This is a genomic window from Stenotrophomonas sp. P5_A8 (assembly GCF_056400545.1).
On sequence record NZ_JBFULB010000034.1, the window covers coordinates 1 to 20,510 of the forward strand.

20 protein-coding genes are annotated in these 20,510 nt (G+C 67.1%); 6 read left to right on the forward strand and 14 right to left on the reverse strand.

Annotated features, from left to right (window positions below):
• Window positions 1-15: 15 nt before the first annotated feature.
• The 3 genes from lptM to AC1DQP_RS04350 all read right to left on the reverse strand — a co-directional run bounded on the left by lptM (window position 16) and on the right by AC1DQP_RS04350 (window position 3,034).
• Window positions 16-252: an LPS translocon maturation chaperone LptM gene (gene lptM / locus AC1DQP_RS04340; protein WP_256776941.1), complete on the reverse strand. Its 237-nt coding sequence runs from the start codon at window positions 250-252 to the stop codon at window positions 16-18.
• A gap of 132 nt (window positions 253-384) precedes the next feature.
• Entirely contained in the window at window positions 385-810 is a 426-nt protein-coding gene (locus tag AC1DQP_RS04345; protein WP_457320597.1) for a YbaN family protein, read from the reverse strand.
• A gap of 106 nt (window positions 811-916) precedes the next feature.
• Window positions 917-3,034, reverse strand: a complete 2,118-nt coding sequence (locus AC1DQP_RS04350) for a S9 family peptidase (RefSeq protein WP_478051162.1) — start codon at window positions 3,032-3,034, stop codon at window positions 917-919.
• A gap of 111 nt (window positions 3,035-3,145) precedes the next feature.
• On the opposite strand from AC1DQP_RS04350, the gene AC1DQP_RS04355 reads away from it, so the two are divergent.
• On the forward strand, window positions 3,146-4,333 hold the full coding sequence (locus AC1DQP_RS04355) for a pyridoxal phosphate-dependent aminotransferase (RefSeq protein WP_478051163.1): 1,188 nt from the start codon (window positions 3,146-3,148) through the stop codon (window positions 4,331-4,333).
• Window positions 4,334-4,941: 608 nt separating this feature from the next.
• Here AC1DQP_RS04355 and AC1DQP_RS04360 read toward each other — a convergent pair.
• A complete protein-coding gene (locus AC1DQP_RS04360; protein WP_457318771.1) occupies window positions 4,942-7,035 on the reverse strand; it encodes a prolyl oligopeptidase family serine peptidase in 2,094 nt (697 codons plus the stop codon).
• Between the two features lie 34 nt (window positions 7,036-7,069).
• Window positions 7,070-7,426 carry a hypothetical protein gene (locus AC1DQP_RS04365; RefSeq protein WP_457318772.1) on the reverse strand — a complete coding sequence of 119 codons (357 nt, stop codon included), beginning with the start codon at window positions 7,424-7,426 and terminating at the stop codon, window positions 7,070-7,072.
• A 161-nt stretch (window positions 7,427-7,587) separates the two neighbouring features.
• On the opposite strand from AC1DQP_RS04365, the gene AC1DQP_RS04370 reads away from it, so the two are divergent.
• Window positions 7,588-8,193: a lipocalin family protein gene (locus AC1DQP_RS04370; RefSeq protein WP_256776935.1), complete on the forward strand. Its 606-nt coding sequence runs from the start codon at window positions 7,588-7,590 to the stop codon at window positions 8,191-8,193.
• A 9-nt stretch (window positions 8,194-8,202) separates the two neighbouring features.
• Here AC1DQP_RS04370 and AC1DQP_RS04375 read toward each other — a convergent pair whose 3' ends face one another.
• From AC1DQP_RS04375 to AC1DQP_RS04395, 5 genes are all read right to left on the reverse strand, one after another.
• The gene (locus AC1DQP_RS04375) at window positions 8,203-8,505 is read right to left on the reverse strand and encodes a HigA family addiction module antitoxin (RefSeq protein WP_256776934.1); all 303 of its coding nucleotides are present in this window, start codon (window positions 8,503-8,505) and stop codon (window positions 8,203-8,205) included.
• 10 nt (window positions 8,506-8,515) lie between these two features.
• A complete protein-coding gene (locus tag AC1DQP_RS04380) occupies window positions 8,516-8,794 on the reverse strand; it encodes a type II toxin-antitoxin system RelE/ParE family toxin (RefSeq protein ID WP_457318774.1) in 279 nt (92 codons plus the stop codon).
• 80 nt (window positions 8,795-8,874) lie between these two features.
• Entirely contained in the window at window positions 8,875-9,564 is a 690-nt protein-coding gene (locus tag AC1DQP_RS04385; protein WP_256776933.1) for a methionine ABC transporter permease, read from the reverse strand.
• The gene (locus tag AC1DQP_RS04390) at window positions 9,561-10,568 is read right to left on the reverse strand and encodes an ATP-binding cassette domain-containing protein (RefSeq protein ID WP_256776932.1); all 1,008 of its coding nucleotides are present in this window, start codon (window positions 10,566-10,568) and stop codon (window positions 9,561-9,563) included. The genes AC1DQP_RS04385 and AC1DQP_RS04390 overlap by 4 nt, the downstream gene beginning before the upstream one ends.
• Before the next feature lie 140 nt (window positions 10,569-10,708).
• A complete protein-coding gene (locus tag AC1DQP_RS04395; protein WP_457318776.1) occupies window positions 10,709-11,605 on the reverse strand; it encodes a DMT family transporter in 897 nt (298 codons plus the stop codon).
• A 78-nt stretch (window positions 11,606-11,683) separates the two neighbouring features.
• Here AC1DQP_RS04395 and AC1DQP_RS04400 point away from each other — a divergent pair, with 78 nt between their 5' ends.
• Entirely contained in the window at window positions 11,684-12,166 is a 483-nt protein-coding gene (locus AC1DQP_RS04400; RefSeq protein WP_256776930.1) for a YajQ family cyclic di-GMP-binding protein, read from the forward strand.
• Between the two features lie 55 nt (window positions 12,167-12,221).
• Here AC1DQP_RS04400 and AC1DQP_RS04405 read toward each other — a convergent pair whose 3' ends face one another.
• The 3 genes from AC1DQP_RS04405 to AC1DQP_RS04415 all read right to left on the reverse strand — a co-directional run bounded on the left by AC1DQP_RS04405 (window position 12,222) and on the right by AC1DQP_RS04415 (window position 16,017).
• A complete protein-coding gene (locus tag AC1DQP_RS04405) occupies window positions 12,222-13,322 on the reverse strand; it encodes a helix-turn-helix domain-containing protein (protein WP_478051164.1) in 1,101 nt (366 codons plus the stop codon).
• 87 nt (window positions 13,323-13,409) lie between these two features.
• Window positions 13,410-14,537 carry an NAD(P)-dependent alcohol dehydrogenase gene (locus tag AC1DQP_RS04410; protein WP_478051165.1) on the reverse strand — a complete coding sequence of 376 codons (1,128 nt, stop codon included), beginning with the start codon at window positions 14,535-14,537 and terminating at the stop codon, window positions 13,410-13,412.
• 13 nt (window positions 14,538-14,550) lie between these two features.
• Window positions 14,551-16,017, reverse strand: coding sequence for a benzaldehyde dehydrogenase (locus AC1DQP_RS04415; protein ID WP_457318781.1), 1,467 nt, complete (start codon window positions 16,015-16,017; stop codon window positions 14,551-14,553).
• Window positions 16,018-16,271: 254 nt separating this feature from the next.
• Between AC1DQP_RS04415 and AC1DQP_RS04420 the strand changes: the two genes are divergently transcribed.
• Together AC1DQP_RS04420 and AC1DQP_RS04425 are read left to right on the forward strand one after the other, a co-directional pair.
• Window positions 16,272-16,865, forward strand: coding sequence for a DUF1415 domain-containing protein (locus tag AC1DQP_RS04420; protein WP_478051166.1), 594 nt, complete (start codon window positions 16,272-16,274; stop codon window positions 16,863-16,865).
• On the forward strand, window positions 16,856-17,656 hold the full coding sequence (locus AC1DQP_RS04425) for an SDR family oxidoreductase (RefSeq protein WP_478051167.1): 801 nt from the start codon (window positions 16,856-16,858) through the stop codon (window positions 17,654-17,656). Before AC1DQP_RS04420 ends, AC1DQP_RS04425 begins: the two co-directional genes overlap by 10 nt.
• A 235-nt stretch (window positions 17,657-17,891) precedes the next feature.
• Here the strand turns inward: AC1DQP_RS04425 and AC1DQP_RS04430 are convergent, their stop codons facing one another.
• A complete protein-coding gene (locus tag AC1DQP_RS04430) occupies window positions 17,892-19,928 on the reverse strand; it encodes a M3 family metallopeptidase (RefSeq protein WP_457319551.1) in 2,037 nt (678 codons plus the stop codon).
• A 173-nt stretch (window positions 19,929-20,101) separates the two neighbouring features.
• On the opposite strand from AC1DQP_RS04430, the gene AC1DQP_RS04435 reads away from it, so the two are divergent.
• Entirely contained in the window at window positions 20,102-20,497 is a 396-nt protein-coding gene (locus AC1DQP_RS04435; RefSeq protein ID WP_457319552.1) for a hypothetical protein, read from the forward strand.
• Window positions 20,498-20,510 lie beyond the last annotated feature (13 nt).

The window sequence follows — 20,510 nt, forward strand, 5'->3', positions numbered from 1 at the left end:
GCCGTGGACGCGGCCTTATTCATTCCCGTCTTCGGACTTCAGCGGTGCATCGACCGGATCGGGCACCACCGGCGGCGTGTTGCTGTCATCGGCCGGGGGCGTGGTTTCATCAGTGGCCGGCTCGGCCACTTCTTCCACCGGCACCGGCTTCTGCGGCAGCACCAGCGGGCCCTTGTTGCCGCAGGCGGCAAGGAGAAGCAGCGAGGCCGCTGCCAACGGAATCAGGATTCGGTTGCGATGGGGGATGCTCATGCCCCGAGTATAGCCGCGCCCTCTTTGGCCGAGGGTATCGATTCGATGAACGTGGCCAGGCGGGGTGTCGGCCGATGTCCGGCTACGATGCGTGCCCTGACGGGGTCCTGGGTTGCCGGCCAGCGGCCAGCACTACCGGTCGGTGGGGGGTAGCGGTCGGCTCCAGAGCCAGATTGCCACCACGGTCATGCTGCCGATGGACAGCCATTTCACCCAGGCGATCGGCACGCACCACAGCATGATGCCCGCGCACGCGGTCATGGTCAGGGTGGCCATCCATTTGGCGTAGCGGCTGACCGCACCATGGGCCTGCCAGTTGACGATGGCCGGGCCGAAGCGTGGGTGCTGCAACAGCCAGGTGTGCAGGCGCTCGGAGCCGCGCGAGGCGGCCCAGGCCGAGATCAGGATGAAGACCGTGGTGGGCAACCCCGGCACGAAGATGCCGACGATGCCGGTGCCCAGACTGGCATAGGCCAGCAACCACCACGCCCAGCGGAACCGCACCACCGGCCGCGGGGCCGGTGCATCGGGAACATCGGGGCGCTCAGGCAGGGTCATGCATGCAGCATAGCGAGGCCGGACGGCAACGGCGATGGTCCGCGCCATACGCGCCGCCGACGACGCGGGGCCGTCGGCGGACCGGGTTGCCGGCCAGCCGCCGGGCTTACCGGGTTTGGGTCACCCCGAGCTGGTCGAGCACGAACGCATACGATTCGGCCAGCTCGTGGTAACGCTGGAAACGCCCGGACTTGCCGCCGTGGCCGGCCTCCATGTTCGTGCGGAACACGATCGGATGGGTACCGGTGTTGTCATCGCGCAGCTTGGCCACCCACTTGGCCGGCTCCCAGTACTGCACCTGCGAATCCCACAGGCCGGTGCCGACGAACAGCGCCGGATAGGCCTGCTTCCTGACGTTGTCGTAGGGCGAATAGGTGAGCATGTAGTCGTAGTACTCGCGCTGCTCCGGGTTGCCCCACTCGTCGTATTCGTTGGTGGTCAGCGGGATGCTGGCATCGAGCATGGTGGTGACCACGTCCACGAACGGCACCTGCGCGACCATCACCCGGTAATCCTGCGGGGCCTGGTTGGCCACCGCGCCCATCAGCAGGCCGCCGGCGCTGCCGCCGGAGGCCGCCACGCGGTCCTWGGACGCATAGCCCAGGCGGACCAGTTCGCGGGTGACATCGACGAAGTCGTTGAAGGTGTTCTGCTTCTTGAGCAGCTTGCCCTCCTCGTACCACGCGCGGCCCATTTCCTCGCCACCGCGGATATGCGCGATGGCGTAGACCACGCCGCGGTCGAGCAGGCTGACCACGCTCTGGTTGAAACCGGGGTCCATCGACATGCCGTAGCTGCCATAGGCGTACTGGTACAGCGCGGCGCTGCCGTCCTTCTTGAACCCGTTGCGATACACCAGCGACACCGGCACCTTGACGCCATCACGCGCGGTCACCCAGACCCGCTCGGTGGTGTACTGCGACGGGTCGTAGCCGATCACCGGCTGCTGCTTGAGCTGGCGACGCTCGCCGGTGACGGTGTTGAGTTCGAAGGTGGTGGTCGGGGTGGTGAGCGAGTTGTAGGCGTAGCGCAGCCACGGGCTGTCCGGCTCGGGATTGGCGGCCAGGCCCATCGAGTAGGCCGGTTCGTCGGCCTTGACGTAGTCCTGGCGACCGTCCGGGTACAGCAGGCGGATCCGCTCCAGGCCATTGGAGCGCTCGGCGATCGCGCTGAAGCCGTCGAACAGCTCGAAGCCTTCGACCAGCACCGCATCATCGTGCGCGACCCAGTCGGTCCACTGCTTGCGCGAGGTGGCATTGCTCGGCGCGGTCACGATCTTGAAGTTCTTCGCATCGGCATCGTTGGTACGGATCACCCAGCGACCGTTGAAGTGGTCGGCATCGTATTCGACGTCGCGCGCACGCGCGGCCAACAGCGTGAATGCCTGTGGATCGGCGGCCGGTGCGTAGCGTGTTTCCGAGCTGACCGTGCTGTGCAGTTCGATGGTGAGGTACTTATCGTCGCGGGTGCGGCCCACGCCCATGTAGAAGCTGTCGTCCTTCTCTTCGTAGACCAACACGTCGCTGCTGGTCGGCGTGCCCAGCACGTGCTTCTTCACCCGTACGGTGAGCAGGGTTTCCGGGTCGTTCTCGACGTAGAACAGGGTGCGGTTGTCATCGGCCCAGACCACGTTCGGGGAGACGTTCTCGATGCGGTCCGGCAGCACCTGGCCGGTGCGCAGGTCCTTGAAGCGGATCACGTACTGGCGGCGGCCGACGTCGTCTTCGGCCCAGGCCAGCAGCTGGTTGTCCTGGCTGACATCGGCATCGCCGACATCGAAGTAGTTCTTGCCCTCGGCCATCACGTTGATGTCCAGCAGGATCTCTTCCGGCGCGTCCATGCTGCCCTTGCGCCGCGCCTGGATCGGGTAGTCCTTGCCGGTTTCGAAGCGGGTGTAATACCAGTAGCCGCGATCACGCGCGGGCACGCTGGCATCGTCCTGCTTGATGCGCGCGACGATCTCTTTGTAAAGCGTGTCTTCGAGCGGCTTGAGCGGCGCCATCACCTGGTCGGTGTACGCATTTTCCGCATTCAGGTAGGCCAGCATCTTCGGCGCTTCGCGCTTGTCGTCGCGCAGCCAGTAATAGTCGTCGTTGCGGGTGGCCCCGAACGGCGCCTTGACCGTGTGCGGATGCTTCTCGGCGTCGGGTGGGGTCAGCGCGGGGGCGGCATGCACGGTGGAGGTCATCAGGCTGGCAACCAATAAGCAAAGGGCGGGTTTCACGAGATAAGGCTCCTGGCGGGGGAATGCAATGGCGTCCGTGTTCGCCCAGTCTGGGCGGCCGGTGGGGCAGCGGCAAGCAGGGCGGTCGCCACTGCCCCTAGAATGCGCCAGATGAGCACCTCCACGATCACGGCCGGCTACAGCCGCCGCAGCCAGGAAATCGAGCCCTTCCATGTGATGTCGCTGCTGGCCCGCGCGCAGGCGCTGGAACAGGCCGGCCACGATGTCATCCACCTGGAGATCGGCGAGCCGGACTTCACCACGGCCGCGCCGATCGTCCAGGCCGGCCAGGCCGCGCTGGCCGCCGGCCACACCCGCTACACCGCCGCGCGCGGCCTGCCGGCCCTGCGCCAGGCCATCGCCGGCTTCTACCACGACCGCTACCAGGTGCGGATCGACCCGGAGCGCATCCTGGTCACCCCCGGTGGCTCGGGCGCGCTGCTGCTGGCCAGCAGCCTGCTGGTGGACCCGGGCAGGCACTGGCTGCTGGCCGATCCAGGCTATCCCTGCAACCGGCACTTCCTGCGCCTGGTGGAAGGCGCGGCGCAGCTGGTGCCGGTGGGTCCGAAGACGGCTTACCAGCTGACCCCGGAACTGGTCGAGCACCACTGGAACGCCGACAGCGTCGGCGCGCTGGTGGCCTCGCCGGCCAACCCGACCGGGACGCTGTTGTCGGCGCAGCAGCTGGGCGGGCTGTCGCAGGCGTTGAAGGCCCGCGGCGGGCACCTGGTGGTGGACGAGATCTACCACGGCCTGACGTACGGGATGGACGCGGCGAGCGTGCTGCAGGTGGACGACGAGGCGTTCGTGCTCAACAGTTTTTCCAAGTACTACGGGATGACGGGCTGGCGCCTGGGTTGGCTGGTGGCACCACCGCAGGCGGTGCCGGACCTGGAGAAGCTGGCGCAGAATCTGTACATCAGTGCGTCAAGCATTGCCCAGCACGCGGCGCTGGCCTGTTTCGCGCCGGAGACGATCGCGATTTTCGAGCAACGCCGCGCGGCCTTCCGCGAGCGTCGCGATTACCTGCTGCCGGCACTGCGCGCGCTTGGCTTCCGTATCGAGGTGGAGCCGGAAGGGGCGTTTTACCTGTACTGCGACGTGAGCGCGTTCACCGATGACGCGCAGGCGTTCTGCACGCACTTCCTGGAAACCCAGCACGTGGCGTTTACCCCGGGCCTGGATTTCGGGCACTACCGCGCCAACGAGCACGTGCGGTTGGCCTACACGCAGGAGGTGCCGCGGTTGGAAGAGGCGGTGGCGCGTATCCGGCGTGGGTTGGAGACGTGGGTGCGGTGATGCGGTGGTGTTTTAGAAGCTTTAAAAGCTGCAAAAGCTGAAAAAGCTGAAAAAGCTGAAAAGGCTGAAAAGGCTGAAAAGGCGCAAAAGCCGCAAAGGCGGCGAACGGTCGAGCTGGGCGGGGRYGTGTGGRTTCGCGGGACACGCCGTAAATCCATCCGTGGAGGCTCGCGTACGCCATCCATGGCGTACGACGGTCCCGCGAATCCACACACCCCCACCCCCAGACAACTGGTCGGTGGCCATGGCACAACGCGAAAGCGCCAGCACAAGGCATCGCCGGCTTCACCGCTCTTCGCTTCCCTGCTTCTTGGTTGCGCACCCGCCCAAGCCAGCGAAGGCGCACACCCGCGGCGGTTGAAAATGAAGTTGACKTTGATCCTGCAGTTGCCTTCCGCACTTGAAAGCCCGCCGCAGGCGAAAGAAAAACCCAAAAAAAACGCCACGCATTGCTGCGTGGCGTTGAAACTGGGGTGAGGCCAACACGACGCCCCACCACCCGGAGTCGGACCGAAGATGCGTTCGGCTATTCTCTGCGGCTACCGGGCCGATGGGCCATCCCAGCAGTCGAGCAACGCTCAACGGTACCAGTCGAGCAACGCTCGACTCTACCGCAACTGCTCCCACAGGAAGCTATAGGCCAATGCCGACATATGCGCGGCCTGCGCATTGTTCGCCGCACCGCCGTGACCGCCCTCGATGTTCTCGTAGTAGGTCACATCCTTGCCGGCCGCGATCATCTTGGCCGCCATCTTGCGGGCATGGCCCGGATGCACCCGGTCATCGCGGGTGGAGGTGGTGAACAGCACCGGCGGGTAGGTCTTGTTCGGATCGAACAGGTGGTACGGCGAGAAGGTCTTGATGAAGTCCCAGTCGGCCGTATCCGGATTGCCGTACTCGGCCATCCACGACGCGCCCGCCAGCAGGTGGCTGTAGCGCTTCATGTCCAGCAGCGGCACCTGCACCACCACCGCCCCGAACAGCTCGGGGTACTGGGTGAGCATGTTGCCGGTGAGCAGGCCACCGTTGCTGCCGCCCTGCACGCCCAGGTGTTTGGCCGAGGTGATCTTGCGGCTGACCAGGTCGCGTGCGACCGCGGCCATGTCTTCATAGGCCTTGTGGCGGTTCTGCTTCAGTGCCGCCTGGTGCCAGCGCGGGCCGTACTCGCCGCCGCCACGGATGTTGGCCACCACGTACACACCGCCCTTCTCCAGCCACGCACGGCCCATGCCGCCCGAATACGACGGCGTCAGCGAAATCTCGAAGCCACCGTAGCCGTACAGCAGGGTCGGGTTGGAACCGTCCAGCTTCATTTCCTTGGCATGCACCACGAAGTACGGCACGCGGGTGCCGTCTTTGCTGGTGGCGAAGTGCTGCTCGATCACCTTGCCGTCGGCATTGAAGAACGCCGGCATGGTCTTGAGCACTTCCGGCTGCTTGCCGATCTCGGCCAGCGCCAGGGTGGTCGGGGTCAGGTAGTCGGTGACGGTCATCCATACCGCGTCGCTGTCGTCGGCATCGACCGCACCGACGGCCACGGTGCCGAACGTCGGCGCGCCGGTGAAGTCGCTCTTCTTCCAGCCATTCTCGGTCGGGGTCAGCACGCTCAGGCGGCTCTTGACGTCGTCGAGCACGTTGAGCACCAGGTGATTCTTCGTCCAGCTGGTGCCGGCCAGCGACGTCGTCGCGGTCGGGGCGAACAGCACCTCGAACGCGCGCTTGCCGGCGATGAAATCATCCAGCTTGGTCACCAGCAGGGAACCGGCGGTATAGGTCTTGCCGCCCACGGTCCACGGTTCGCGCAGTTCCAGGGTCAGCCATTGCTTGCGCAGGCCTTTCTCTGCCGAGTTCGGCGCATCGATCCTGGTGAGCGTGCCATCGTTGCCGCACAGGTAGATCTCGTTGTTGTAGAAGGCCAGCGTGCGGCTGACCAGGTTGCGCTCATAGCCGGGGGTGTCGTCGTGCATCGCCGCGATGTACATGTCATCGGGCTTGCCTTCGTAAACCATGCTGGCCGAGGCCATCGGGGTGCCGCGCTTCCACAGCTTGGCCACGCGCGGGTAGCCGGAGGTGGTCATCGTGCCGTCACCGAAATCGGTATAGACGAACACGGTGTCGCGATCGATCCAGTTCAGGCCGCCCTTGGATTCGGGGCGGAAGAAACCGTCCTTGATCCAGGTCTTGTCGGCGAGGTTGAACTCACGGGTGACATCGGCATCGGCGCCGCCGCGCGACAGCGCGATCAGGCAGCGCGAGTAATCCGGGCGCAGGCAGTCGGCACCGTGCCAGACCCAGTTTTCGCCTTCGGCCTTGTTCAGCGCGTCCAGATCGAGCACGGTTTCCCAGGTAGGCGACGCCTTGCGGTATTCGGCCAGCGTGGTGCGGCGCCACAGGCCGCGCTCGTGCTGCTTGTCCTTCCAGAAGTTGTAGTAGTAGTCGCCGATCTTCTGCACGCCGGGGATCTTGGCGTCCGAATCGAGCACCTCGCGGATGCTGGCTTCCATCTGCTTGAACGCCGGGGTCTGGGCCAGGCGGCCTTCGGATTTGGCGTTCTGCTGCTTGACCCAGTCCAGCGACTTGTCGCCGGTGACGTCTTCCAGCCACGCGTAAGGGTCGGCGGGGGTCTCAGCGGCCATGGCGGTACCCACCGTACCGGCCGTGATCAGGCCTGCCATCAGGCAGGCCGAAGCGATGTTGGACATTGAAGCTCCAGGCAGTCATAAGCCCCGGACGCTATCACACGGTCTGGCCGGCGCTCCCGTGTCGAAGGTCAGGGCGCGCGGTACGCGGCGCCACGCGGGTGCGGCGGCGGGCCTGTGGGCCGCGACGGCGCGTGCTGCGGCGGCGTAGCAGAAGCTGCGGCAGCCGGAACCGGTACAGGCTCCACCAGGCCAGCAACGGCATGCCGACCAGCCACAGCGGCAACCAGCCCAGCCAGACACTGCTGCCGCGGGCGGCCGGCCACACCAGGACCAGGGCCAGTCCCGCCAGGGCGAGTTGCCGGACCCAGCGCAGCACCTGCGGATCGGGCGCGCTGGCGGTGCGCGAGGGACCGTGTGAACGTGGTTGACGACGCGAAGACGACAAGGGCATGACACGACTCCGTGCGAAAGTGATGCGTCACCTTGCCGTGCCACCATCTCACTGGCTGCGACCTGTCGCCGCCGCATGGAGGGCCAGTGTGAACGCCACCATTGACGTTCTCCGTCGTCCCACCCACCATGCCCCTGCCAGCCACTGGAGCCTCCTGCCGCATGTCTCTGAACCGCCCGCTTCGCGCTGTCCTGTTGCTGTCGACGCTGTCGCTGCTGTCCGCCTGCGCCTTCCGCCACGAGGCCAAGCCGACCCCGGCACCGGTGGCCAGCGAATCGACAGGCGCTCCGATCGACCTGCAGCGGTTCATGGGCACCTGGTATGTGATCGGCCGTGTTCCCAATCCGGTCGAACGCGGCCACGTGGCCAGCGTCAACGAATTCAGCCTGCGTGGCGACCAGAAGGTGAGCATCACCTACCGCTACCGCAACGGCTTCTCCGAACCGCAGCAGCAGCTGACCGTGCGTGCCTCGGTGGACGAGGACAGCGGCAACCACAACTGGCGTACCTGGTTCTACAAGGTCGTGCCGACCCATACCCGCGTGCTGGAAGTGGCTCCGGACTACTCATGGGCGATGCTCGGCTACCCGGGCCGCGAGATGGCCTGGATCTTCGCGCGCAAGCCGGACATGGACAAGGACCTGTACAAGGAACTGGCCACCCGCCTGCGCGACGAGTACGGGGTCAATACCGACAAGCTCAAGCGCGTGCCGCAGCACCCCGAGCAGGTGGACCGGCTGGGCTATGAGGTCCCGAACGTCCGCTGATGCCGGTGGTCACGCCGCCTGGCGTGGCTGCACCCTGCTCTCGATTTCCCGGCGGGTGGGGAGCGTCTTGAGGTCGTATTCGGCCTGCAGGGCCAACCACGAGGCGGCATCGCCACCAAAGTGACGTGCCAGCCGTACTGCGGTGTCGGCCGTGACGCCGCGGGTTTCGTGCACGATCGCGTGCAGACGCGTAGGCGGCACATCCAGTGCCCGCGCCAGCCCGGTGATGCTCAGCTGCAAGGGCCGCAGGAACTCCTCGCGGAGGATCTCGCCGGGGTGGACGGCCCTGAGTTTGTTGATGGGTCGGCTCATGCGTGGCACCTCAGTGGTAATCGACGATCTCGACGTCATGCGGACCGTTGTCGGTCCAGACAAAACACAACCGCCACTGCGCATTGATGCGGATACTGTGCTGTCCGCGTCGATCGCCGCAAAGCGCTTCGAGCCGATTTCCGGGCGGGCTGCGCAGGAATTGCAGCGTCTGTGCCGCGTCCAGGATCTGCAGCTTGCGCTCCGCCAGTGACTGGAACCCGCGAAACTGGCGAGGACATCGCCCATCAAACAGAGCGAGCGTATGACGGCAGCGGAAGGATTGGATCATTCCGCCCAGCGTATTACGCCAAACGGAATATAACACAGATGGCGGTCACGCAAACCGGCATGACCTGAAGTGCCTGCCAATCACTTCCGGCTGTAGCGCGTCACCAGCCAATCGCCCAGCATCTGCAGGGCCTGCACCAGCACCAGCAGCAGCACCACGGTGACCAGCGCCACGTCGGTGTGCGAGCGCTGGTAGCCATCGCGGAACGCCAGGTCGCCCAGACCGCCCGAGCCGATCGCACCGCCCATCGCGGTGAAGCCGATCAGCGCGATCACGGTAACAGTGGCGCCGGCGATCAGGCCGGGGCGCGCTTCGGGCAGCAATACGCGGGTGACCAGCTGCCAGGTGGTGGCGCCCATCGCCTGGGTGGCTTCGATGACGCCACGGTCGACTTCGCGCAGGGCGGTTTCCACCAGCCGTGCATAGAACGGCGCTGCACCGATCACCAGCGGCACGATCGCCCCGCGCACACCCAGCGAGGTACCCATCATCCACAGCGTGAGCGGAATCAGCACGATCATCAGGATGATGAAGGGCACCGAGCGCAGCAGGTTGACCAACAGCGCCAGCGCGCCGTACAGCACCGGTTTGCGATGCAGCTGCGGCGAGCCGGTAAGGAACAGCAGCACGCCCAGCGGCAGGCCGATGACCAGGGTCAGCGGCAGCGAGCCGCCGAGCATCAGCAGGGTATCCAGCGTGGCCTGGCCGATATCGGCCCACTTGCCCGCATCGAGATGGCGGAAGAAGCCGCCTGCAGCAGCCAGGATCATCGACGCAGCTCCTCGAGGTGGACACCGGCGGCGACGAAACCGGCCTGCGCGGCCTGCACGTCGCCCCCGACCAGCGACACGGTCAGCTGGCCATACGGGGTGTCTTTGATCCGGTCGATGCGGCCGGACAGGATGTTGTAGTCCACGCCGGTGTCGCGCGCGATGCGGCCCAGCAGCGGTTCGTAAGTGTCCGCACCCAGGAAGGTCAGGCGCACGATGCGCCCGGCCACGGCCTGGAAGTCCTTGTGCAGCTCGCCTTCGTCGACCTGTTCGGACTCGTTGACGAAGCGCCGCGTGGTCGGATGTTGCGGGTGCAGGAAAACGTCGGTGACCGGGCCGGTTTCGACCAGGTGGCCGGCATCGAGCACGGCCACGCGGTCGCAGACGCGGCGGATCACGTCCATCTCGTGGGTGATCAGCACGATGGTCAGGCCGAGTTCGCGGTTGATCCTGCCCAGCAGCTTGAGCACCGAGGCGGTGGTCTGCGGGTCCAGCGCGCTGGTGGCCTCATCGCACAGCAGGATCTGCGGACGGGTGGCCAGCGCGCGGGCGATGCCGACGCGCTGCTTCTGGCCGCCCGACAGCTGCGCGGGGTACTTGCCCGCGTGCGCCTCCAGGCCGACGGTGTGCAGCAATTCGTCCACGCGCGCGTCGATTTCCGCGCGCGGGGTACCGGCCAGTTCCAGCGGGAAGGCGACATTGGAGGCCACCGTGCGCGAGGACAGCAGGTTGAAGTGCTGGAAGATCATGCCGATCTTCCGCCTCAGCACGCGCAGGCCGGCCGCGTCGAGCGCGGTGACATCCTCGCCGTTGATCAGCAGGCGCCCACCGGTGGGTTCCTCGAGCCGGTTGATCAGGCGGATCAGGGTCGATTTGCCCGCACCGGAATGGCCGATGATGCCGAACACTTCGCCGGCCTCGATGGTCAGGTCCAGCGGCTGCAGCGCGGCGATCGCGCGGCCGCCGACGGCATAGGATTTGTGCAGGCGCTGGAACTCGATCACTTCGCGGTCAACCGGGCATCGACGGGAGGGGGCGTGCAGCCTACCAGCGCGGGACGGCCCTGGCCCGTGCGGCAGCGCGCAATGATATTCCGTTTGGTTCTAAGGCAGCGTGATCGGGGCCGGGCGGGCCCCGCGCGGGCTCAGGGATGGTCCAGCGGTGTGGGCGGCTGGACCTGGCGGATGCGCTCGCGGTGCAGCAGGTACAGGCCGGAGGCGACGATGATCGCCGCGCCCAGCCAGGTCGCCCCATCCGGCAGCGCGCCCCAGAACAGCAGGTCCCAGCCGATCACCCAGACCAGCCCGGTGTATTCCAGCGGAGCGATCATCGATGCCTCGCCGAGCTGGAAGGCGCGGGTCAGGGCGACCTGGCCCCCTGCCCCGGCCAGACCCATGCCGGCGATCAGCGCGGCGTGGCCGAGCTGCAACGGCTGCCAGTCCGGCAGGGCCAGCAGGCCGGCGCCGATGGCCATGATCACCAGGAACCACACCACCATCGACTGCGGGGTGTCGGTGCGGGTGAGCATGCTGACGGTGATCGCGGCGACCGCGTAGGCGGTGGCGGCCAGCAACACCATCAGCCCGGGGATGGAGATGAAGCCGCCCATGCCCGGACGCAGCACCACCAGCACCCCGACCAGGCCGATGCCGATGGCGATCCAGCGGCGCGGGCCCACGTGCTCGCCCAGCAGCGGCACCGAGAGCGCGGCGATCAGCAGCGGGGCGACGAAGTAGATGGTGTAGGCGGTGGACAGCGGCAGGCTGCGCAGGGCGTAGACGAAGCAGCCGATCATCGCCATGCCGAGCACGCCGCGCAGCAGGTGCAGGGCCCAGCGCCGGGGCACCAGCGAGCGCGGGCCGGCGGTGGCCAGCACCCAGACCAGCACGAATGGCAGCGAGGCGGCGCCGCGCAGGAAAGTGACCTGCAAGGTGGGGTAGCTGGCCGAGAGCTGCTTCATGCCCGCATCCATCAGCGAGAAGCAGGCGACGGCGATGAGCATCCAGGCGACGGCGCGGGTGGGGGATTTCTGCGTGTTCATGGCCCATTATCGCCGCCTTGGCCGGGCCGTCCATGGTGGCTTGATAGAATGTGGGCATTCATCCGCTGGAGTTTGCCCATGCCCTCTTTTGACGTTGTTTCCGAAGTCGACACCCACGAGTTGACCAACGCGGTCGACCAGGCCAACCGCGAGCTGTCCACGCGCTTCGATTTCAAGGGGGTGGAGGCGGAGTTCGTGCTGGAAGACAGCGTGATCACCCAGTCCGCGCCGAGCGATTTCCAGCTGCAGCAGATGACCGACATCCTGCGCCAGCGGCTGACCGCGCGGAAGATCGACGCGGCGTGCCTGGAGTTTGGTGACATCGAATCCAATCTTGCCGGTGCGCGGCAGAAGATCACGGTCAAGCAGGGCATCGAGCAGAAGGTGGCCAAGAAGATCGCGGCGAAGATCAAGGAAGCCAAGCTGAAGGTGGACAGCCAGATCAACGGCGACAAGCTGCGGGTGACGGGCAAGAAGCGCGACGACCTGCAGGATGCGATGGCGCTGCTGAGGAAGGAGACCTTCGAGGTTCCGCTGCAGTTCGACAATTTCCGCGATTGATCGAACGCGGATCCTCCGCTGGCATTGCCGGCAGCTGGCCGGCAACCACGCACATCTATCCGCGCAGGTGCTTGTAGAGCGTTGTGCGCGAAATACCCAGCTGGCGCGCCGCTGCGGTGACGTTGCCCTGGTGCGCGGCCACGGCATCGCGCACGCTTTGCGTGGTCAGCGCGCGCAACGAACGGCTACCGACCTCGCGGACGTATGCATCGCTCCCCACCCCGGCGCGTGCCGCAAGCGGTCCACGCAGGTACTGCACCTGCACGGCGCTGTCTTCGGCAAGGCGTACACGGTACGCAGGGCCCGCCTGCAGCAGGCGGCGGCGCTGGTGCACGCTGGCGCCAGCGAACAGGGCATCGAGGGTCAGCAGGGGCAGCGGGCCGCGTCGGGGCAGGCCGAACAGGCGCCGCGCGACGCGGTTGGCGGCACGGATGTGGCCGTCTTCTTCCACCGCCAGCAGGCCCTGCAACGGAGAATGCAGCCAGCGCGCGTCGTGCTGCACGGCCAACAGGTGGCAGGGCCGGTGTTCGCGCATGAGGCGGTTTTCGGTGGACAGCGCGGCCTGGCGGAAATAGCCGTGCAGCAGTTCAGCATCGCGTTCGCCGGTGCCGGTGATGTCCAATGCGCCCAGGACCTGTCCGTCCAGTCCGTGCAGCGGCACGCTCAGGCAGAACACCGAGGCGAAGCGGTCCAGGTAGTGTTCGTTGCCGCGTACCAGTGCAGGCGCATCGTCGGCGAGGCTGCATGCTGGTGCGGTGGTGCCGATATCGATCTCGCGCAGGCGTCTGCCTATCTGGATCGGGCGCAGCACCGGCACGTCCGCCAGGCCATGCTCGCGCTGGGCCACGACCGTGCCGTCGGCATTGACGCAGAACAGGGTCCACTGGCGTCCGCCGAAGGCGGCCCAGAGGTGGTCGAGGTCCTCGCGGACGCAACGCGCCAGGCGGCGGTCGGCCGGGTCTTCCAGGCGCGGACCGGAGGTCGCCAGCGGCGCGTAATGCGGCGCCTGCCACGGTTGCACGCCGGCCAGCCGTGAGCGCTCCCAGGAACGCTGCACCGACGGCGCCAGCAACGATTCGGCCAGCGCCCCGCCGTCGGCGAAGCGCTGGCGCGCGGCAGCCAGTACCTGCTGCTGTTCCCGTTGCATCACAGCCATCGGTCACCTCCCAGGGGACTGACAGCGTACACCCGGCAACCTGACTGCCTGTGCCGTCGCGGATACCCATGTCCGCGACGGATTGTTTCACTTGCCCAGGGTCAGGATCGGCTTGAGGGTCACCCCGCGGGTGCTGTCTTCAGCCGCCTGGTTGAYCTGGTCCAGCGGATAGAACCTGACCAGCTTGTCGAACGGGAAGCGGCCCTGCTGGTACAGCTGCACCAGCTGCGGGATGAACACCTTGGGCACGCTGTCGCCCTCGACGATGCCACGGATGCTGCGCCCGCCGAGCAGCAGGTTGTTGACGTCGAACTCGGCCTTGGTGCCCAGCTTCGGCGCACCGACCACACCGATCACGCCGCGCCCGCCAAGCGCTTCGATGCCCTGTGCCAGCACCTCCGGGCGACCGGTGGATTCCAGCGCGAAGTTGGCACCGCCGCCGGTGATCTCGCGCACGGCGTCAACCACATCCACCTCGCGGCTGTTGATCACGTGGGTGGCGCCCAGTTCCTTGGCCAGCGCCAATCGCGACGGCACCACATCGATGGCGATGATGGTGGTCGCCCCGGCAACGCGGGCGGCCATCACCGCGCTCAGGCCGACGGCACCGGCACCAAAGCTGGCGAAGCTGCTGCCGGCGCTGACCTTGAGCGAGTTGATCACCGCGCCGGCACCGGTCTGGATGCCGCAGCCGAGCGGGCCAAGCAGTTCGATCGGCGCATCCTCGGGCACCTTGATGGCGTTGTTCTCGCGGCTCAGCGCATAGGTGGCGAAGGAAGACTGCGCGAAGAAATGATCGTGCAGCGGGTTGCCGTCCGGATCCTGGATGGCGGTGGAACCATCCAGCGCGCCACCGCCGAAGTTGAGCCCGAAGAAATCCTTGCAGTACGCACCGTGGCCGCCGCTGCAGGGATTGCAGTGGCCACAGGCGCCGTAGGTCAGCACGACGTGGTCGCCGACCTTGAGGTCCTTCACGCCCGGGCCAAGCGCTTCGACGATACCCGCGCCTTCATGGCCAAGCACCGCAGGCAGCGGCACCGGGTAGTACTGGTCGCGCACGATCAGGTCGGTATGGCACAGGCCGGTGGCCACCACGCGCACCAGCACTTCGTCGTCCTGCGGGCCGCGGATGCGGGCCTTTTCGATGGTGAACGGCTGTTCCTTCTCGCGCACCACGGCCACGGTGATGTCGCGCAGTTCGGTTGTTGCGGTCATGTCGGTTTCCTTCTCAGATCGGGTAGGCGGGCGCTTCGCCCTTGACGGTCAGCCACTGCCACTGGGTGAACTCGTCGATGTTCGACGGACCGCCGATGCTGGTGCCGTTGCCGGACGCGCCGACGCCACCGAACGGATTGATCACCTCATCGTTGACGGTCTGGTCGTTGATGTGCAGCAGGCCGGTACGCAGCTGCTCGCCGAGCGTGAGCGCGCGACCGACATTGCTCGACACGATCGCCATCGACAGGCCGTACTCGCTGTCGTTGGCCAGCGCGACGGCATCGTCGTCGGTATCGAACGGCACCACCACCGCGACCGGCGCGAAGATCTCTTCGCGGAAGGCCGGGTTGTCGTGGCCCACATCGCTGAGCACCGTCGGTTCGAAGAACAGGTCCTTGTAGCCACCGCCCGTGGCCAGGGTGGCACCGGCGGCCTGCGCCTGGGCGACGATGCGTGCGGCGTGGTCACGCTGCTGTGCGTTGATCAGCGGACCGATCGCCACATCGCCCGTCGCCGGATCACCGACCTTGAGCGACCTAGCCTTGGCCACCAGTTTCTCCAGGAAGCGCGCATGGATGCTGCGCTGGACCAGCACGCGGCCGGTGGCCATGCAGATCTGACCTTGGTGCAGGTACACGCCCCAGGCGGTGTTGGCGACGGCCAGGTCGAGGTCGGCGTCGTCCAGGATGATCAGCGAATTCTTCCCGCCCAGTTCCAGCGAGACTTTCTTCAGGTGCTTGCCCGCCGCCTCGCCGACCTTGCGCCCGGCACCGGTGGAACCGGTGAACTGGATCATGGCGATGTTGGGATCGCTGGTGAGCGCGGCACCGGCGGCGCCGTCCCCGGGCAGCACGTGCAGCAGGCCGGCCGGCAACCCGGCCAGCTCGAACAGGCGCGCGATGACGAAGCCGCCGCACACGGCGGTCCGCGGATCGGGCTTGAGCACCACCGCATTGCCCAGCGCGAGCGCCGGCGCGACCGCCCGCATGGCCAGGTACAGCGGGAAATTGAACGGTGCGATCACCCCGACCACGCCGAGGGGACGCCGCCGCGCCAGGTTGAGGCGGCCGGGTTCGGAGGGCAGCACTTCGCCGATGCTGCGCGAGGGCAGCGCGGACGCTTCGTGCAGCGCCTTGGTGTTCACCTTCGCTTCGGAGCCGGCCTTGAGCCGGGTGGAGCCGCTTTCGCGGACCAGCCACTGCACGATGTCATCGTTGTACTGCTCGGCCAACTGCGCAGCGCGGCGAAGTACCTGGGCGCGCGTCTCGTACGGGGCGGCGGCCCATTCGCGCTGCGCCTTGGCGGCGGTGGCAGCGGCCGCGGCGATGCCGGCCGGGTCGGTCATGGCGATCTTCCCGAGGGTGTTGCCGGTGGCCGGTTCGATCACGTCCTGGACGCCGGCGCCGGTCTGCCACGTGCCGTCGAACAGTTTGCCGGACCACAGATCCGTGGGAAGGAAGGAGGATGTTTCAGTCATTGTCTGCTCGCCTTTATCGTTCTGGTTCACCCGGACATTCAATACCCGCACGGCGGCGCTGCCTATTGGCCACTGGCCGCATTCGGCACAAGTGCTTGCCGCACAAGGACTTTGCAGCATGCCCACTGTCCAGTTAATGGACAGTAGGCATGCGGTGGGGGGCCGGTCGCCGAGCAGTACCCTGTCCGCGCCGATACGCGCCCGTGCCGTCCTGCGCCTTACAATCGCCTGCCCAGCCCGCGATACCGCCCGCCATGAACGATGACCGCTTCACCGACAGCAGCGCCCCGGACGGCACCGATTTCATCGCCGAAACCCGCACCTGGCTGGAGCAGATCGTCATCGGGCTGAACCTGTGCCCGTTCGCCAAGGCGGTGTACGTCAAGGACCAGGTGCGTTTCGTGCTCAGCGATGCCACCACCCCGGAGGCACTGGTGGAGGAACTGGCCGAGGAACTCGTACTGCTGCGCGACACCCCGGCCGAGCAGATCGACACCACGCTGATCGTGCATCCGCACGTGCTGGGCGACTTCCTGGAGTACAACGATTTCCTCGACAACGCCGATGCCGCGATCGAGGCGCTGGACCTGCAGGGCATCCTGCAGGTGGCCAGTTTCCACCCGCAGTACCAGTTCGCCGGGGCGGCCACCGATGACGTCAGCAACTACACCAACCGTTCGCCCTACCCGACCCTGCACCTGCTACGCGAAGACAGCGTCGAGCGCGCCGTGGCCGCGTTCCCGGACCCGGACGTGATCGTGGAGCGCAACATCGAAACGCTGGACAAGCTGGGCGTGGAAGGCTGGACGCGCCTGCTCGGGCGCAAGGACAACTCACGGTGCCACTGACCCCGGCCATTGCCGAGTGGGCACCGCAGCCGCTGCGCGATCGCGTGGTGATCGTCACCGGCGGTGCGCAGGGCGTGGGCCGCGGCATCGCGCAGGCGGTACTGGGTGCCGGCGGCAGCGTAATGATCGCCGACCTCGATGCCGATGCCGGCAAGGCCTGCCTGAAGGAGTGGGCATTGCCCGAACGCGCGGCCTTCCAGCGCGCGGACGTGGCCAACGAACGCAGCGTGCAGGCGCTGGTGAAGGCGACGCTCAAACGCTTCGGCCGCATCGATGGGCTGGTCAACAACGCCGGCATCGCCAGCGCGCATGGCACGCCGCTGGCGGCAATGACGCTGGCCGAATGGCAGCGCCGGCTGTCCAGCCTGCACGGCGCGTTCCTGTGCAGCAAGCACGCGCTGCCGGCCCTGCGCGAACACGACGGGGCGATCATCAACATCGCCTCGACCCGTGCATGGCAGTCCGAGGCGGACAGCGAGGCCTATGCCGCCGCCAAGGGCGGGCTGGTGGCGTTCACCCATGCGCTGGCGCTGAGCGAAGGCCCGGCCGTGCGGGTCAACAGCATCAGCCCGGGCTGGATCACCACCGATGCCTGGCAGGGGCCGGCGCGCCGCCGCACGCCGACGCTGTCGCGCCGCGACCATGCACAGCACCCGGTCGGGCGGGTGGGCCAGCCGGAAGATATCGGCGCGCTGGCGGTGTTCCTGCTGTCGGACCTGTCCGRCTTCATCACCGGGCAGGACCACGTGGTGGATGGCGGCATGACCCGGAAAATGATCTACGCCGAATGAAACCGGCCCGCACGGCCCGCATGGCCGGTAGAGCCGAGCCATGCTCGGCTGCTCTTCGTCCCGGTGCCTGCCTGTCGTCACGGTGGCTGCCCTTCGTCACGGCGCCTGCTCTTCGCCACGGTGCCTGCCCGTCGTCACGGTCGCTGCCCTTCGTTCCGGGTCTGCAGCGCGTCAGCCGAGCATGGCTCGGCTCTACGCCCCCTTCCTCCGGAATGCGCTGCCGCCGCCGGGCGGTTTACCCCGCCATGCCGTTGTGCCGCAGCAGCGCATCCACGCGGGGCGCGCGCCCACGGAAGGCGGCGAAGTTTTCCGCCGCACTGCGGCTGCCGCCGCGTGACAGCACTTCGTCGCGGAAGCGCCTGCCGGTGTCGGCGGTGTTGCCCGGCGCTTCCTCGAACGCGGCATACGCATCAGCGCTGAGCACCTCGGCCCACTTGTAGCTGTAGTACCCGGCCGCATAGCCGCCGGCGAAGATATGGCTGAACTGATGCGGGAAGCGGTTCCATGCCGGCGGGCGGTTGACCGCCACTTCGTCGCGCACGCGCTCGAGCAGCTGCAGCACGGTGTCCTGCAGCGGATCGAAGCTGCTGTGCAGTTGCATGTCGAACAGCGCGAATTCGAGCTGGCGCACGGTGAACATGCCGCTCTGGAAGTTGCGCGCAGCCAGCATGCGATCGAACAGCGCGCGCGGCAGCGGCTGGCCGCTGTCCACGTGCGCGGTCATGCCCTGCACCCGCTCCCACTCCCAGCAGAAGTTCTCCATGAACTGGCTGGGCAGCTCCACCGCATCCCATTCCACACCGTTGATGCCGGCCACGCCAAGCTCGCCGATGCGGGTCAGCAGTTGATGCAGCCCATGGCCCATTTCATGGAACAGGGTGGTGACTTCGTCGTGGCTGAAGGTGGCCGGCTTGCCCTCGGCGCCCTTGCCGAAGTTGCACACCAGGTACACCAGCGGGGTCTGCACGCCGGCCGCGGTATCGCGACGGTTGCGGCAATCGTCCATCCACGCGCCCCCGCGCTTGCCTTCGCGTGCGTACAGGTCCAGGTAGAACTGCCCCACCAACGCGCCCTGCGCATCGACCAGGCGGAAGAAACGCACGTCCGGATGCCAGACCGGCGCCGTGTCCGGCTGCACCTGCAGCCCGTACAAGCCTTCGATCACGGCGAACAGTCCAGCGAGCACCTTGGGCTCAGTGAAGTACTGCTTCACTTCCTGCTCGGAATAGCTGTAGCGGGCCTGCTTGAGCTGCTCGCTGGCAAACGCCAGGTCCCAGGCCTCCAGCGTCTGCAGGCCCAGTTCGTCGCGCGCGAACGCGTCCAGTTCAGCGCGGTCGCGCTGCGCATGCGGCTTGGCGCGCGCGGCCAGGTCGCGCAGGAAGCCGAGCACCTGCGCGGCGTCTTCGGCCATCTTGGTGGCGATGGAGTACTCGGCGTAGTTGGCAAAGCCCAGCAGCGCGGCCAGTTCGGCACGCAGGGCCAGCACACGGTCGATGTTGGCGCTGTTGTCCCACGCGGCATCGCCGAACTCGGAGGCGCGTAGCGCGTTGGCACGGTACAGCGCCTCGCGCAGCGGGCGGTGCGTGGCATAGGTCAGCACCGGCAGGTAACACGGCATCTGCAGGGTCAACTTCCAGCCGGACAGACCGTCCTTCTCCGCTGCCGCACGTGCCGCGGCGATCACATCGTCGGGGAGCCCGGCCAGCTCGGCCGGATCTTCCACGTGCAGCGACCAGGCATCGGTCGCGTCAAGCACGTTCTGCGAGAACGTCGCCGACAGCGCCGACAGTTCTTCCTTGATCGCACTGAAGCGCGCCTTGCCGGCGTCATCCAGCTCGGCGCCGCCCAGGCGGAAGTCGCGCAGGGCGTTGTCCAGCACCTTGCGTCGGGCGTCATCGTACTGCGCCGCTTCCGGTGCGGCAGCCAGTGCGCGGTACTGCTGGAACAACGCCAGGTTCTGGCCCAGCGCGCTGCCGAAGCGGGTCACCTTGGGCAGGTTGGCGTTGTAGGCCTCGCGCAGCACCGGGGTGTTCACCACGCCCTGCAGGTGGCCAACCTGGCCCCAGGCGCGCCACAGGCGCTCGGTGGCATCGTCCAGCGGCACCACGAAGCTGGCCCAGGTCACCGGGCTGACGGTTTCGGCCGCTGTCACCGCGGCGTCGGCCTCGGCCAACAGCGCGTCGATCGCCGGGGCGATGTGCTCAGGCTGGATCGCGTCGAAGCGCGGCAGGCCGGAAAAATCGAGCAGGGGGTTGGTGGGGGTCACAGGCATCTCCAGACAACGGGGCCGCGGCAGCGGCATTCCCCCACGATATGGCATTGCCCCCGGTCCGGCACAAGCCCTGCAGGCGATGCACCGCCCCGGATCGGCCAGCCGATGTTCACGCGCGACTGACGGGCGCCGACCGAGGCTGGAGCCTCCTACGCTGGCATTGCGGCGCGATCATGGATGAGTTCACCTACGCACAGTCGCATTTCGCGCTGATCGGCACGGCCAGCACCGCCGAACTGGACTGGATCGCCGCGCTCGGGAAGGCCGACGAACAGCCGCGCCATCGCGCCGCCCTGGCGCAGGTGGTCGGCCCGCAGGCCGGGCGGCTGCAGGACGACCAGCTCTGGTATCCGTATGAAGTGATCGAGCGCGGCGCGATCCGCTGCGAACCCGGCCACGAGCGCGAATTCGTCCTGTGCACGCTGCTGGTGATCCTGGCCGTGCAGGCCGGTCAACGCATCGGCGTGGACCTGTCCCTGCAGTTCGATGATCTGTCAGCAACGTATGAAACCCTGCCACCGGTCTTGCGCGACACCGTGCTGGATGCCTACCAGCGCGTGCAGGCGTAGAGCCGACCGGTGG